The sequence below is a fragment of the Ensifer sp. EB106-03-01-XG145 genome (assembly GCF_058792075.1).
Genome location: NZ_JBYTEC010000014.1, coordinates 16,534 through 30,646 on the forward strand (window position 1 = coordinate 16,534; position 14,113 = coordinate 30,646).

14 protein-coding genes and 1 pseudogene are annotated in these 14,113 nt (G+C 60.4%); 13 read left to right on the top strand and 2 right to left on the bottom strand.

The window, feature by feature from the left end; all coding sequences use genetic code 11:
• The first annotated feature begins 15 nt into the window (after window positions 1–15).
• From AC3WWH_RS25755 to AC3WWH_RS25815, 13 genes and pseudogenes are all read left to right on the top strand, one after another.
• Window positions 16–336, top strand: coding sequence for a helix-turn-helix domain-containing protein (locus AC3WWH_RS25755; protein ID WP_058325101.1), 321 nt, complete (start codon window positions 16–18; stop codon window positions 334–336).
• Window positions 333–2,354 carry a hydrogenase 4 subunit B gene (hyfB, locus tag AC3WWH_RS25760; RefSeq protein WP_058325100.1) on the top strand — a complete coding sequence of 674 codons (2,022 nt, stop codon included), beginning with the start codon at window positions 333–335 and terminating at the stop codon, window positions 2,352–2,354. The genes AC3WWH_RS25755 and hyfB overlap by 4 nt, the downstream gene beginning before the upstream one ends.
• Complete coding sequence (locus AC3WWH_RS25765; protein WP_058325099.1) at window positions 2,345–3,301, top strand: respiratory chain complex I subunit 1 family protein; 957 nt, start codon at window positions 2,345–2,347, stop codon at window positions 3,299–3,301. Before hyfB ends, AC3WWH_RS25765 begins: the two co-directional genes overlap by 10 nt.
• Window positions 3,301–3,969 (top strand): hypothetical protein, encoded by a 669-nt coding sequence (locus tag AC3WWH_RS25770; RefSeq protein WP_058325098.1) that lies wholly within the window; start codon window positions 3,301–3,303, stop codon window positions 3,967–3,969. The genes AC3WWH_RS25765 and AC3WWH_RS25770 overlap by 1 nt, the downstream gene beginning before the upstream one ends.
• A complete protein-coding gene (locus AC3WWH_RS25775; protein ID WP_058325097.1) occupies window positions 3,966–5,414 on the top strand; it encodes a hydrogenase 4 subunit F in 1,449 nt (482 codons plus the stop codon). Before AC3WWH_RS25770 ends, AC3WWH_RS25775 begins: the two co-directional genes overlap by 4 nt.
• Window positions 5,415–5,427: 13 nt before the next feature.
• Window positions 5,428–6,942 carry a hydrogenase large subunit gene (locus AC3WWH_RS25780; protein WP_058325096.1) on the top strand — a complete coding sequence of 505 codons (1,515 nt, stop codon included), beginning with the start codon at window positions 5,428–5,430 and terminating at the stop codon, window positions 6,940–6,942.
• Between the two features lie 12 nt (window positions 6,943–6,954).
• The gene (locus AC3WWH_RS25785; RefSeq protein ID WP_058325095.1) at window positions 6,955–7,485 is read left to right on the top strand and encodes an NADH-quinone oxidoreductase subunit B family protein; all 531 of its coding nucleotides are present in this window, start codon (window positions 6,955–6,957) and stop codon (window positions 7,483–7,485) included.
• A gap of 11 nt (window positions 7,486–7,496) precedes the next feature.
• Window positions 7,497–7,985, top strand: a complete 489-nt coding sequence (locus tag AC3WWH_RS25790; protein WP_156433249.1) for a hypothetical protein — start codon at window positions 7,497–7,499, stop codon at window positions 7,983–7,985.
• Window positions 7,963–8,427, top strand: coding sequence for an acyl-CoA thioesterase (locus AC3WWH_RS25795; RefSeq protein WP_058325093.1), 465 nt, complete (start codon window positions 7,963–7,965; stop codon window positions 8,425–8,427). Before AC3WWH_RS25790 ends, AC3WWH_RS25795 begins: the two co-directional genes overlap by 23 nt.
• A 27-nt stretch (window positions 8,428–8,454) precedes the next feature.
• Complete coding sequence (locus AC3WWH_RS25800; protein ID WP_058325092.1) at window positions 8,455–8,727, top strand: helix-turn-helix domain-containing protein; 273 nt, start codon at window positions 8,455–8,457, stop codon at window positions 8,725–8,727.
• Window positions 8,728–8,857: 130 nt separating this feature from the next.
• A pseudogene (locus AC3WWH_RS25805) lies at window positions 8,858–9,604 on the top strand (YoaK family protein); the annotation flags it as partial.
• Window positions 9,605–9,752: 148 nt separating this feature from the next.
• A complete protein-coding gene (locus AC3WWH_RS25810; RefSeq protein ID WP_058325090.1) occupies window positions 9,753–10,055 on the top strand; it encodes an MDR/zinc-dependent alcohol dehydrogenase-like family protein in 303 nt (100 codons plus the stop codon).
• Window positions 10,056–10,303: 248 nt separating this feature from the next.
• Entirely contained in the window at window positions 10,304–12,577 is a 2,274-nt protein-coding gene (locus AC3WWH_RS25815; RefSeq protein ID WP_245299308.1) for an NADP-dependent malic enzyme, read from the top strand.
• 105 nt (window positions 12,578–12,682) lie between these two features.
• On the opposite strand, the gene AC3WWH_RS25820 is transcribed toward AC3WWH_RS25815, so the two are convergent.
• Entirely contained in the window at window positions 12,683–12,931 is a 249-nt protein-coding gene (locus tag AC3WWH_RS25820) for a hypothetical protein (RefSeq protein ID WP_156433248.1), read from the bottom strand.
• A 627-nt stretch (window positions 12,932–13,558) separates the two neighbouring features.
• Window positions 13,559–13,861 carry an alkylphosphonate utilization protein gene (locus AC3WWH_RS25825; RefSeq protein ID WP_058325087.1) on the bottom strand — a complete coding sequence of 101 codons (303 nt, stop codon included), beginning with the start codon at window positions 13,859–13,861 and terminating at the stop codon, window positions 13,559–13,561.
• Window positions 13,862–14,113 lie beyond the last annotated feature (252 nt).

Below are 14,113 nucleotides of genomic sequence, written 5' to 3' on the forward strand. Positions count from 1 at the left end.
AGCGATGGTTGGGTCGTGATTACTGCTGCTCAATTGCGGGCCGCCAGGGCCCTTCTCGGGATCGACCAGCGCCAGTTGGCTGAACTGGCCGGGATCTCGGTCCCGACCGTCCAGCGCATGGAGGCAAGCACCGATGTTGTCCGCGGCAACGTGGACTCGCTGATGCGGCTGCTGGCCGCACTGGATACCGCTGGCATCGAGCTGATCAACGAGGGAGCGACCAGCAGAGACGGTGGTCGCGGGGTGCGATTGAAGGCATCCGCCAACACTATGCCCTTCCAGCACAAGACCTCCAAGCCCACCGGAACAGCACGGGGGCCGAGGGTTCGCCCATGACGCCGGTTCTCGCCATGCTGCTGTGTGTGCTGGCTTTTCTGGCAACGGCGGTCCTGGCGATCTTTATCGCGCGAGCGAACAGGTCGACCTCGATCATTTACGGCATGAGCCTCGCCGTCTCGGCGATCGCCTTTGCGACAGCGCTCACTGAACTTTTCGCATCAGCCTTGCCTGCCGATCCGCCGGTGCTCGTCCTTCCCCTCGGCTTGCCGTGGCTCGGTGCCCATTTCCGGATCGATGCGCTGGCCGCATTCTTCCTTGCGGTCGTCGATCTCGGCGGTGTCCTTGCCAGTCTCTACGGCCTCGGATACGGCCGGCACGAGCACGCACCGCAGAGGGTGCTGCCATTTTTCCCGATCTTTCTCGCCGGCATGAATCTCGTCGTCCTGGCGGACGACGCCTTCACCTTCCTGCTCTCCTGGGAATTCATGTCGCTGGCCTCCTGGGCGCTGGTGATGTCGCACCACCGCGAAGCCGGCAACCGGAGGGCGGGCTATCTCTACATCGTCATGGCGAGCTTTGGCACGCTGAGCCTTCTGCTCGCCTTCGGCCTCCTTGCCGACCCCGCCGGCAGCTACGATTTCGCTGCGATCCGCGCTGCTGAACACAGCCCGCCCGCGGCCGCTATCACACTCGTCCTTCTGCTGCTCGGCGCCGGCTCCAAGGCCGGACTCGTCCCGCTGCATGTCTGGCTGCCACTGGCGCATCCGGCGGCACCGAGCCATGTCTCGGCGCTCATGAGCGGTGTCATGACCAAGGTCGCGGTCTATGGATTCATCCGGGTCATCTTCGACCTGCTCGGCGGGCCGACATGGTGGTCGAGCATGATCGTGCTCACATTCGGCGCCGGCACAGCGGTGATGGGCATACTGCACGCTTTGATGGAGAAGGATCTCAAGCGACTGCTCGCCTACAGCACGATCGAGAATATTGGTGTCATATTCGTCAGCCTCGGACTTGCGCTCGCCTTCGCCGCGAACGGCATGGGTCTGGCGGCCGCATTGGCGTTGACGGCGGCGCTGTTCCACGTCCTCAACCACTCGTTCTTCAAGGGCCTCTTGTTCTTTGGCGCGGGCGCTGTCCTAGCTGCGACCGGCGAGCGCGACATGGAGAAGCTCGGCGGTCTCATCCATCGCATGCCCTTTACCAGTTTCGCGTTCCTTGTCGGCTGTGTGGCGATCTCGGCGCTGCCGCCGCTCAATGGCTTTGCCTCGGAATGGCTGGCCTTCCAGGCGATCCTGCAAAGCCCGGACCTGCCGCAATGGGGACTCAAGATCATGGTGCCGGCGGTGGGCGGTTTGCTGGCACTCTCGGCAGCACTTGCCGCCGCATGCTTCGTCAAGGTGTTCGGCGTGACGTTCCTTGGCCGGCCGCGCACGCCCGTGGCCGATCATGCGCAAGAGGTCGACCGCTTCTCGCTTGCCGCGATGTACGTGCTCGCCGCATTCTGCCTCCTTGCCGGCATCCTCCCCGGTTTCGTCATCGACAGTCTCGCGCCGGTGACACTGTCGCTGGTCGGCGGCAAGATGCCGGTGCAGGCGAGCGAGCCATGGCTGTCGATCGTGCCGATTGCCGAGAGCCGCAGTTCGTATAACGGACTGCTCGTCTTCCTGTTCACCGTCTTCTCGGCGTCGTTTACGGCTTACCTCGTCCATCGTTTTGCCTCACGGGCCTTGCGCCGGGCCCCGGCCTGGGACTGCGGCTTCCCGCTGGCCGATCCGGCGACGCAATATTCGGCCGACAGTTTTGCCCAACCGATCAGGCGGGTCTTCGGGACGCTCGCCTTCCGGGCGCGCGAGCGGGTGGACATGCCGGCTCCGGGCGATCTCCGGCCAGCACGGCTTGTCGTCAAGACGCACGATCTGATCTGGGACCGGCTTTACATGCCGATCGTGGGCGCCGTCGGATTTGCCGCCGAGAAGCTCAATCACCTGCAGTTCCTGACCATCCGGCGCTATCTCGGCCTGGTCTTCCTCGCTCTCGTCGTCCTGCTCCTGGTGCTGGCGCTATGGTCCTGATCTCCGCCCTCCTGGTCCAGGCTGTGCAGATGGTGGCTGTCGTGCTGCTCGCACCGCTGCTGACCGGCCTCACGCGTAAGGTCAAGGCACGATTGCTGCGTCGCCAAGGCCCCTCCGTCTTCCAGCCCTACCGCGACATCCTGCGGCTTCTGCGAAAGGACGTGGTGCTGGCGGAGAACGCATCCTGGCTGTTCCGGGTAGCTCCTTACCTGATCTTCGCCATGACCTGGGTATCGGCGGCGCTCGTCCCCACCTTCGCCACCGGGCTCATGTTCAGTTGGTCCGCGGACCTGATCGCGATCATTGCGCTGCTTGGCAGCGCACGTTTCTTTCTGGCGCTTGCCGGCATGGATGTCGGCACCAGCTTCGGCGGTATCGGCTCGAGCCGCGAAGTGATGATCGCAACGCTTGCCGAACCGGCGATGCTGCTGATCATCTTCACGCTGGCGCTCGTCGCCGGCTCGACTCAGCTCTCCACGATTGCTGCGTTCATGACCTCCCCACAGGTGGGATTGCGTGTTTCGCTCGGCATCGCACTGATTGCGCTCACCATGGTGGCAATCGCCGAGAATGCCCGCATTCCCGTCGACAACCCTGCCACCCATCTCGAGCTCACAATGGTGCACGAGGCCATGGTGCTCGAATATTCGGGCCGTCATCTCGCAATGATCGAACTGGCCGCATCCCTCAAGCTGCTGCTCTACATCTCGCTGATCGCCTGCATGTTCGTACCGTGGAAACTGGCGACGCCGGGAGCCGGTCCGGATGCCTATCTCACCGGCATGTTCGCCTATATCGTGAAACTTGCGGTCGGCGCCGCCTTCCTCGCCCTGTTCGAAACCCAAACCGCCAAGATGAGGGTGTTCCGCGTACCCGAATTCCTGGGCGCAGCCCTCATGCTTGGGCTGCTCGCCACCCTTCTGCTATTCGTCTCCAGGAGCCTCTGATGACGAACGCTCTCGTCTTCGATATCGCTCATCTGCTCGCCGGTGGCCTCGTCCTTGTCAGCATGATGATGCTCTACCAGGACCGTCTTTATGCGCTTTTGAATGTCTTCGCGCTGCACTCGCTGGTGCTGACTTTATCGGTGGCCTGGCAGGCCTTCGTCCAGGATGCCCCGCATCTCTACGTGACGGCAGCGATCGCGCTCGTCTTCAAGGCCATCGTCATTCCCGTAGCGCTCCACCGCATGATCCGGCAACTCGGCATCCACCGCGAGATCGAGACCGTCGTCGGCATCGGTTTGACCATGATCGTCGGCATCAGCCTTGTCGCCCTTGCGATGGTCGTGATGCTGCGCGTGACCCCTGAGGCAGACCCGTTGGCGCGCGAGGATCTCGCCTTCGCACTATCGGTCCTGCTGCTCGGCCTGTTGATCATGGTCACCCGCCGCAATGCCGTCAGCCAGATCGTCGGGTTCATGTCGCTCGAGAACGGGCTCGTGCTTGCCGCGACCGGTGCCAAAGGCATGCCGCTGGTCGTGGAGATCAGCGTCGCCTTCTCGGTTCTGATCGCCTTCATCGTGATCGGTGTCTTTTTGTTTCGTATCCGCGAACGGTTCGACACTGTCGATGTGCGCGCGCTAGACGATTTCAAGGGGAGGCGACGAAAATGAACTTGCCCCTCGATCCGGTGGCCCTCGTCCTCTTGATACCGATCGTCGCCGCGGCGCTTCTGGCGCTCTTGCCCGGCTATCGGTTGACGGCGCGGCTCAATGTGCTCGCAAGCCTCTTGACCCTGCTGGCTGCACTTTCCTTGTTCGTGACCGAGCCACCGGCGCCGGGGCTATATTTGCTCGTCGACGATCTCAACATCGTCTTCATCATCCTCAACACCTTCGTCGGCTTCACCACCAGCGTCTTCAGCGCGAACTATATCGCGCATGAACTCGAGATCGGCCGGCTGACCCCCGCGAACCTGCGTTTCTATCATGCCATGTACCAGATCATGATGTTCGGCATGAACCTCGCGTTCGTGTCGAACAACATCGGCCTGATGTGGGTCGCGGTCGAGCTTGCCACGCTCACCACCGTGCTGATGGTCGGCATCTATCGCACGCACGAGGCGCTCGAAGCCGCCTGGAAATATTTCATTCTGGGAAGCGTCGGCATCGCCTTCGCGCTCTTCGGCACCATCCTCGTCTATATGGCAGCGCAGCCGGTCGTCGGCGAAGGCTACGACGCCATGGTCTGGACCCTCTTGATCACGCATGCCGCCACCTTCGACCCAGGGATTCTCAATGTCGCCTTCGTGTTTCTGTTGCTCGGCTATGGCACCAAGGTCGGTCTCGCCCCCTTGCATGCCTGGCTCCCTGACGCACACGCCGAAGGGCCTACACCGATTTCTGCCGTCCTCTCGGGGCTGCTTCTGAACGTCGCGCTTTACGCCGTGCTGCGTTTCAAGATCCTGCTCGCCGCAAGCCCCGATGCGATCGCGCCCGGGCCCCTGATGGTGACGATGGGGCTCACCTCGCTGCTCTTCGCCGCCTTCATGCTCTACCGCCGCCGCGACATCAAACGCCTGTTCGCCTATTCCTCGATTGAGCATATGGGCATCATCGTCTTTGCCTTTGGCATGGGCGGACCGATCGCCAATTTTGCGGGACTGCTGCATATGGTGATGCACTCGCTGACCAAATCGGCGATATTCTACGCGGTCGGCCACATCGCCCAGATCAAGGGAACGCAGCGGCTTTCCAGCATCCGCGGTCTCACCGAAACCCATCCGGGGCTCGGTTGGGGCCTGGTGATCGGCGTTGTCGCCATCGCCGGCCTGCCGCCACTCGGGATCTTCATGAGCGAATTCCTGGTCGTAAGTTCAACCTTTGCGAGGCAGCCCTTGCTTGCCATACCGCTTGTCCTCGGACTTCTAATCGCCTTTGGCGCTTTGCTGCTACGGCTGACCGGAGTTGCCTTTGGCCAACCGCGCGGCAGCATCGCCCCGGTCGAGGCATCCTATATGCCGATGTATTCCCACCTCGCGCTGGTGCTTTGCGCCGGCATCTACCTGCCACCACCGCTGGTCGCCTGGTTCCAGCATATCGCCAGCCTTCTTGGATGAAAGGGAGGAGCCATTGCCAACGTTAACCGATCTCCTCCGTGACGGCCAACTGGTTCGGCACCATCGCCCTTGCCAGCGTGTCATTGTCGAGCCAGCGGTCTGGTCGGCCGCGGCCCAAGGGCTTTCGGAGGGAAGCTGGACGCTGCTTGGCCTTTGGGGCGAGGCGAGCGCCGTTCACATGGCGCTCCTGGATGAGCCGGTGGGAGCGATCGGCATCATCAGTCTGGAAGGGCTCGAAGGCAGCTATCCTTCGGTTGCGGGACACCATGCGCCGGCGTCGCGGCCGGAACGCGCGATCCATGATCTCTTCGGACTCGAAGCGAAGGATCGACCCGATAGCCGCCCCTGGCTCGACCATGGGCGCTGGTACTTACGGTTCCCCATGGGAGCCCGCGTTGGGCCGGAGCCCAAGGCCGCTCCCTATAAGTTCTTGCTAGCCGAAGGCGAGGGCTTGCACCAAATTCCCGTCGGCCCGGTGCATGCCGGCATCATCGAGCCCGGGCATTTCCGCTTCACCGCCAATGGCGAGACCGTCGTCCGGCTCGAAGAGCGGCTCGGCTATGTCCACAAGGGGATCGAGGCGCTGATGGCCGGAGCAACCCTCGACCGGGCGGCGCAACTTGCCGGCCGAACGTCCGGCGACAGTGCGGTCGCCTATGCCTACGCCTTCTCACGCGCGGTCGAGGCTGCGGCTCAACTCGACATCCCGCCGCGCGCCGTCTGGTTGCGCGCGCTCATGGCCGAGCTCGAACGGCTCGCCAACCATCTCGGCGACATCGGCGCGATCTGCAACGACGCCGCCTTCTCCCTCATGCATGCGCATTGTGGCGTGCTGCGCGAGCGTGTGCTGCGCACCGCCGACGTCGCCTTCGGTCACCGTCTGATGCGCGACTGCATCGTACCGGGCGGCGTCGTTGGCGATCTCAATCCCGAGGCGGCCTCCGCGTTAAGGGGCTTGATCGCCGAGATTCGCCAGAAGTTTCCACCATTGATCGAACTCTATGACAACACCGCATCGCTTCAGGATCGAACGGTCGGTACCGGCACGCTCAAGCCGCAGCTTGCCCGCCAGTACGGCGCCGGCGGTTATGTCGGGCGGGCCTCCGGGCGCGCTTTCGATGCCCGGCAGGCGCTTCGCTATCCGCCTTATGATAGTCTCACGTTTGAAGTCCCGGTCTTGAACGAGGGCGATGTCAACGCCCGCGTCTGGATTCGCATTCGCGAGGTCGAACAGAGCCTGGCACTGGTCGAACAGATTCTCGATCAACTGCCCGATGGCCCGGTGCGCAACGAAGTTCCTGACCTCAATGAACCCCGAGAGGGGCTGGCTCTTGTCGAAGGCTTTCGCGGCGACGTGCTGGTCTGGCTCCGTCTTGCCGAAACCGGCAAGATCGACCGATGTCACCCGCGCGATCCGTCCTGGTTCCAATGGCCGCTGCTGGAGGCGGCGATCGAGGGCAACATCGTCGCCGACTTCCCGCTCTGCAACAAATCGTTCAATTGCTCCTATTCCGGCCACGATCTCTAAAGGTGAGCCATCATGCGCAAGCTGCTCTTCGAAAGCCTGGTCCGAGCGCCGCTGACCGAACCGGTCCTGCGGCCGGACGCAGCGATGGACGAACTTGGTGTTGCCATCGACACTGCGGCCCGCCGGCGTCTTGGCCGCAGCCTGTCGATCCGCGCCGTCGACGCCGGCTCCTGCAATGGCTGCGAACTGGAGATCCACGCGCTCAACAATGCGTTTTACGACATAGAACGCTTTGGCATTCGTTTTGTGGCTTCGCCACGGCACGCCGATGTCCTGCTTGTCACCGGCCCGGTAACGCGGAATATGCGTGAGGCATTGCAGCGGACATACGACGCCACGCCCGATCCCAAATGGGTTGTCTCGGTGGGCAAATGCGGGCGCGACGGTGGCTGCTTTGCAGGTAGCTACGCGGTTGTGGGTGGAGTCTCGGAGGTCGTGCCCGTCGATCTTCATATTCCGGGTTGCCCACCACCGCCGATCGATATTCTGAAGGGATTGCTTGCGTTAATGGAACACACCAGCATGCGGACCGATACTCGATGAGGGTGGGATCAATGATTCAGCTAGTCCTGGCCGGTCTGGTTGCCGCGTGCACACAGTTCGTCGCTGCTACCGTTGCGACGCTTATGGTCTTTTCAGCGGCACGCCACGGACTGATCGCTCCAACTTTGGTTTGCCCTGACACTGAACAATTGCCCGTTTCCGTCCCGTCGCTACTGACCTGGATTTTTCTTCTCACGGCGATCGGAATTGCACTGACAAGCGGCCGCTTTGTCGACTTCACCACTGCGCACATCCGCCGTGCCTCCCGACTGATGTGGCCAGCCGAGCCGGATCGTGCGACAAAAACCCTGCTGGGTCAGCTGTGGCTGGCGGCGATGGGATTCGCAATCCTCGCGCTTCGCCCGCCTCCTCATGTGTGGATCGAGGCGGGCCGTTATTTGGGACCCGGTTGCACCGCGTCGATCGTCTGGCCGGGCGTGATGAGCATTGGGCTTGCGTGTTTTGGTGCAAATGCACATGCCGCACGAAAGGCCTTCTGATGCAGGCAAGTACCAGGTTCCAAGCACACTGACCTATTGGCAGCAATGCCATCGGGGGCGGATCGAGTATTTGCGGCTGGTCGGCGTGCATCATGCCGAGCTTCCTGATGGACGGCATGGCGAACAGGTTGTCTGGATCGTCCGGTGGATGAAAATCGAATTTCGGCGGCCCGCACGCGTGGACGATCTTCTGACCATCGAAACGGAAACGGTTGAGATTTCCGGTGCCCTTGCACTTTTGGCGCAAAGGATCCGACGCGGCAGCGATACTCTGGTCGAGGCACAGGTTGAATGCGCACTCATCGATCGTGATGGCCGTCCGCGCTGTTTTCCAAAGGAGTGGAGACTGCTAGCCGGCGAGCCACTGCATGCCAAGTTCCCATTGACATTTCATCACCATATATTGATGTTTAGTATATCAATGATACCAATAAATGTATGACTTCTCCCAGAAAACACGGGATAACTGATGATCACCGCTGCCCAGCTTCGCGCCGCCCGCGCGCTCCTCGATATCGACCAGAAGACCATGGCCGAGATGGCCGGTGTTTCGTTACCGACAATTCAACGAATGGAAGCCAGCCTGGGCAATGTGCGAGGGATCGTGGACAGTCTTACCAAAGTCATCGAAGCACTGAACCGCGCCGGTATCGAACTGCTCAGTGAGCATATGTACGGCGATAGCGGCGGACGCGGCGTCCGGTTCCGGCGTGCAGAGTCGCCTCCGGTTCAATCCAGTTAGATTAACGGACGCAGCAGCTCGTCCATCATTCCTTTTCGCCCGCTCTTCGATCTTGGAACCTCCCGATGAAGCCGTCTTGGCACTTCTTCCTTCGTCCGCCCTTGTCCGCATTAAGCGGCAGAGTTCCGTCATGATCCTGTATCTGCGTCGCCTGACCGGACGGGAGCGAAGCGAAAAAGCTGACCGGCACCTCGCACGGTTTTTGACCTTTGTCGCAGGCGCCGCCAATGCCGGTGGCTTTCTCGCGGTCCGGCAATACACCTCCCACATGTCCGGCATAGTTTCATCGATGGCCGACGACCTGGCTCTTGGCGATGTCAGCCTGGTGCTTTCCGGGTTTGGTGCCTTGCTGTCATTTCTCGGCGGTGCTGCCTGTTCAGCCGTGCTTGTCAATTGGGGGCGGCGCCAGCGCCTGCAGAGCGAGTACGCGTTTCCGCTCGTCCTGGAAGCCGCCCTACTGATCTGCTTTGGCCTGCTCGGGGGTCATCTGGCTCGTCAGCAGGGACTGTTTGTGCCGATGACCGTGATGCTTTTGTGCTTCATCATGGGGTTGCAGAACGCCATTATCACCAAACTGTCGCAAGCGAGAATCCGAACGACACACATTACCGGCCTGGTTACCGACATGGGCATCGAGCTCGGCAAATTGTTCTACTGGAATGCATCGCAGAGCGGTGCGGAGAGACCGTTTGTGCTGGCGGATCGCAAGAAGTTGAGGCTGCTTGCGTCGCTGATCGGACTATTCTTCATCGGAGGCGTCGTCGGTGCGGTGAGTTTCAAGCACATCGGCTTCGCAGCGACGCTGCCTCTGGCGGTCATCCTGCTATTGCTCGCGGCGGTACCCGTTCTAGACGACGTGGTCGTCCGTGTGACGCGGACCCGATCGTAAAGGCGATTTGGGAAACTGGCGTGCTCCCGGCCTTCGGACCGCACCGAACCGGAACTTTCGGGGTGTCGAACCGCCCCAGCTTTCTGGACCGCCGGAGGCTGGAGTTTTCCGGCTTCAAGAACCAACGGGCAATTAGATGTTTGGCACGGGCGGCGTTGGTCTGATGGGGTTGGATACTGACGATCGATATCAACAACTAGCAGTTGAAAATTGCTCAATCGCAATATGGAGCCGTCTTACAGCGAACAGCCAAACCGCGGAGGTAGTTCCTACTATTCTTGAAAAGATCGGCGGCAAGGGTGCTGTCGTTGACTTCGTCGGTTCCGAGCAAACCGCGAGCCTCGCACTTGGATTCCTTTCCGGGGGCGGTACCTATGTTAATGTCGGCCTTTTCGGTGACGAATTGCGCGCACCGCTTGCCGTTCTGGCACTCAGATAGCTGACGATCAAAGTCCTTCGTGGGGACCCCAGTGAGATGCGGGGAATTGATCGAGCATGAACGCGCTGCCACGATCAAGTCGATTCCGATTTCGACAGCACCGATTGGTCAGTTGAACGAAAGCCTGGCGGCTCTACGCGCCGGAAGATTCACGGTCGCCGGGGGTTGTTTATGACGCGCACTAAGCGGTTTTTAAGAGGCGGGATCGCACCCGTCGCCCGCAGCCAACTACAGGAGGAATAGCCGCCTTGGCACAAGATCCGAAAGCAAGGCTTCGCGACGCTGCTCTGCATTTCCATCAGCATCCCAAGCCTGGGAAGCTCGAAATTACCCCAAGCAAGCCACTGGCCAACGCGCGCGACCTCGCATTGGCCTATTCGCCTGGGGTTGCGGTACCATGCGAAGAAATAGCTGCTGATCCGGAGAAAGCCTATACCTATACATCCAAAGGCAATCTTGTGGCGGTCATATCCAATGGCACAGCAGTGCTGGGTCTGGGTAACATTGGCGCACTGGCCAGTAAGCCCGTCATGGAAGGCAAGGCTGTCCTGTTCAAGAAATTCGCCGGAATCGACAGTATCGATATCGAGGTGAATGAAAGCGACCCCAAGAAGTTCATCGAGATCGTGGCGCCGCTGGAACCCAGTTTCGGCGGCATCAATCTCGAGGATATCAAGGCTCCGGATTGCTTCGATATCGAAGAGAGCTTGAGGGCTCGGATGAACATTCCGGTCTTCCATGATGATCAGCACGGTACGGCGATTATCGTGGCTGCCGCCGTTCTCAATGCCATGACGCTTGTCGGAAAGAACATAGCGGAAGTGAAGATTTGCACCTCAGGTGCGGGCGCTGCGGCGATAGCATGCATGAATATGCTGGTCACGGTCGGCGCGCGGCGGGAGAACATCTATATAGCGGACCGCCAGGGACTTGTTACCAAGAAGCGAGCAATTTCCGTGGACCGCTGGCGTGGTGCGTTTGCACAAGACACGGATGCAACCCAGCTGGCTGACGTCATGGCCGGATCGGACATTTATGTCGGCCTGTCTTCGGCAGGCGCTTTGAAGCCCGAAATGATCCGGGAGATGGCCCGCGATCCCTTGATTCTGGCTCTTTCCAACCCGATTCCGGAAATCATGCCGGAATTGGCGGTCGCAGAACGACCCGATGCAATGATCTGCACCGGCAGATCCGACTATCCAAATCAGGTCAACAACGTCCTGTGTTTCCCCTTCATCTTCCGCGGCGCCCTGGATGCACGCGCAACGACCATCAACGACGAGATGAAACGGGCGGCAGCCAATGCAATTGCCCAGTTGGCGCACGAGCCTGTTCTTGAATCGATCGGGGCTGACGTATCCGCGACGTTCGGGAGCAACTACCTTATTCCGTCGCCGTTCGATCAGCGCTTGATTCTGCGCATAGCACCGGCGGTTGCCCAGGCGGCGATGGACAGCGGCGTATCGCGCCGCCCGATCCATGACATGGACGCTTATCAGGACGGCTTGAAGCGTTTCGTGTTTCGCTCAGGATTGGTCATGAAGCCAATGATCGAGCGTGCGCAGGGACAGGGAAAGCGTATTGCATTTGCCGACGGCGAGGATGAGCGTGTGCTGCGTGCCACCCAGGTCATACTGGAAGAAGCCATCGGGCGTCCCATTCTTATAGGTCGGCCGGCCGTCATTTCGCAGCGGATCGAACGTTTCGGCCTGACGATGAGAGCCGATCGCGATTTCGAGATCATCAACCCGGAGGATGATCCGCGTTACCGCGATTATGTCAGTCTTTATCACGACCTCGTTGGGCGCAAGGGCGTCAATCTCGATACGGCCCGTACGCTGGTTCGGACCGACTGCACAGTGATCGGAGCATTGGCTGTCCATCGTGGAGAAGCCGACGCCCTGATATGCGGGCTGCAGGGAAGTTTCATCAAACATGCGAGCGATATCCGCGCGATCATCGGGCTGGCGGATGATTCAGCACAGTTGTCGGCGCTGTCGATGCTGATCATGTCCAAGGGGGTATTTTTCCTTGCTGACACCTATGTGAACGTGGATCCCAGTGCCGAGGAGCTCGTTCAAATAGCGTTGCAGGCTCGCGATCATCTCAAACGTTTCAACATCAGTGCCAAGACGGCGTTGCTGAGCTATTCGAATTTCGGCTCTCGCGACGGGGCATCCTCTGAGAAAATGCGCAAGGTTCATTCGCTGTTGAAACTGACCGCGCCTGATCTACTCGTGGAAGGCGAAATGCAGGGAGATTTTGCCATCAACGGTGCGTTGCGAGAGAGCTACCTGGGCCAGACGGCTTTTCAAGGTGAAGCCAATTTGTTGATTTTCCCGTCATTGGAGGCATCGAGCCTATCCCTGACTTTGCTTGCGGAGCTGAATAACGCACTGGCGGTAGGGCCGATTCTTATGGGAACCAAACGCCCAGCGCATATCCTGTCTCCATCGGTAACCAGCCGCGGCATCGTGAACATGTGTGCCATCGCGGCAGCCGAAGCTTTAGAAAGCCGATAAGAGCTCAAGACTGCGTAGTGAGATTAACAGATAATTCGACGGTAGTCCGCCAAGCATGTAGTGTTCGCGAACCAAGAATAAATGGGTTCGGTGACGGCTTCGAAGTCATTCAGTGTTATGGTCCAAACCCGGTGCCAGATCTCGGCGCAGCCCCTGCGGCTTGCGCGCTGGTTGCCGAGACAGAATTCGAACCTGCAATCGAATTGGCGACGACGCCAAGCCACCAATGCGGTTGGAGCTTCGCTGGGTATCGACGAAATCTATGCCGATCATAGCCCGGCTGTGACGCTTGCTGCCGTTGCGGCTGAACAGCGGCGTCATCCGACGATGATGGTCGGTGATCGCCGCGTTCATAGGATTATGAGCATCCGGCTAGACAGTACCAAACTTGTTGGCAAGCCAACGTGGCCCATCCATATCAAACTGCCTAACCCTGCACGCGGCGGCCGGGAAACGGGAGCCGCGGGTTTCATCCATGAAACGCACCGAGTCTATGCATCAATCGAGGGCGGATCGCGGTGAAGCCGACTTGAGCACGACGATCGAGACCAACGCACCCGCGCTCGTTAGGAGTGACCGCGCCGTCGACGGGTTTTGTGGATGGGATTGTGCCAACAAGCTCGCTTGATGCCTCAGCTGGCCATTGCCGACAAAGCGGTCAGCATCTCGATGACGGCTGCGAGTCCGCGGGCCTCCCGCCATTTTTCAGAAAGCCAATGAAGACCGCCGCCACCGAGTGGGATGATTGCCGTCCTCGCCCCCAAAACAGCAGCAAGTGCTCCAAGGATACACTGCCAGGCACGGGTGGCTGTGGAAGAGCGTTCTGAACGTGTCTAGAGGGCGGTCCGCCCGATGACGATGGCGGCGCATTGGCGTGCTCGCGCTATTCGCACGGCGTGTCCTACCTCCCACCGACGCTGTAGGCTGAGCTAAATCGGACACAGCGCACGGACTGCAAGTGCGACCGCCTGATGTTGTCTGTTACCGCTTGCGGACGAACTCGGTGCGCAGGACCAGTCCCTTGATCGCGTCGTGCCGGCAGTCGATCTCTTCCGGGTTGTCGGTGAGCCGGATCGACCTGATGACTGTGCCCTGCTTGAGGGTCTGGCCGGCACCCTTCACCTTGAGGTCTTTGATCAGGACCACGGAGTCTCCGTCGGCAAGGAGATTACCGGACGCATCGCGAACCTCGGCAGCTTTCGCGGCCTGCGCCGTGATTTCCGAAGCCGGCCGCCATTCGCCGGTCGCCTCGTCGTAAACGTAGTCATCGCTCTGGTCACTCATGTTCGCTCCGCTGTCGTACCTTGCTTGTCTTTATCGGATCGCCGTGATGCTCTCCGCATCGACTGCTCAACCCATATGTGCCTCTATCGCTGTCACCGCGCGAAATCAAATCGCGGTTTCGCGCCGGAGGAAGTCGACCGCTTATGGCGCACCTACCATCCAAAGGTTTGAGTGGATCGGACACCTTCTTCCCCTCTCCCGTCCGGCTTCGTGGTTTTAACCAGCGACGGTTCGTTTCAAGTGTGGCTGTCG

Excerpts from the sequence above, each read along its gene's own strand:
- hyfB (WP_058325100.1), top strand. The coding sequence starts at position 333 with ATGACGCCGGTTCTCGCCATGCTGCTGTGTGTGCTGGCTTTTCTGGCA.
- AC3WWH_RS25765 (WP_058325099.1), top strand. The coding sequence starts at position 2,345 with ATGGTCCTGATCTCCGCCCTCCTGGTCCAGGCTGTGCAGATGGTGGCT.
- AC3WWH_RS25770 (WP_058325098.1), top strand. The coding sequence starts at position 3,301 with ATGACGAACGCTCTCGTCTTCGATATCGCTCATCTGCTCGCCGGTGGC.
- AC3WWH_RS25775 (WP_058325097.1), top strand. The coding sequence starts at position 3,966 with ATGAACTTGCCCCTCGATCCGGTGGCCCTCGTCCTCTTGATACCGATC.
- AC3WWH_RS25785 (WP_058325095.1), top strand. The coding sequence starts at position 6,955 with ATGCGCAAGCTGCTCTTCGAAAGCCTGGTCCGAGCGCCGCTGACCGAA.
- AC3WWH_RS25790 (WP_156433249.1), top strand. The coding sequence starts at position 7,497 with ATGATTCAGCTAGTCCTGGCCGGTCTGGTTGCCGCGTGCACACAGTTC.
- AC3WWH_RS25795 (WP_058325093.1), top strand. The coding sequence starts at position 7,963 with ATGCCGCACGAAAGGCCTTCTGATGCAGGCAAGTACCAGGTTCCAAGC.
- AC3WWH_RS25800 (WP_058325092.1), top strand. The coding sequence starts at position 8,455 with ATGATCACCGCTGCCCAGCTTCGCGCCGCCCGCGCGCTCCTCGATATC.
- AC3WWH_RS25810 (WP_058325090.1), top strand. The coding sequence starts at position 9,753 with ATGTTTGGCACGGGCGGCGTTGGTCTGATGGGGTTGGATACTGACGAT.
- AC3WWH_RS25820 (WP_156433248.1), bottom strand. The coding sequence starts at position 12,931 with ATGAACGCGGCGATCACCGACCATCATCGTCGGATGACGCCGCTGTTC.
- AC3WWH_RS25825 (WP_058325087.1), bottom strand. The coding sequence starts at position 13,861 with ATGAGTGACCAGAGCGATGACTACGTTTACGACGAGGCGACCGGCGAA.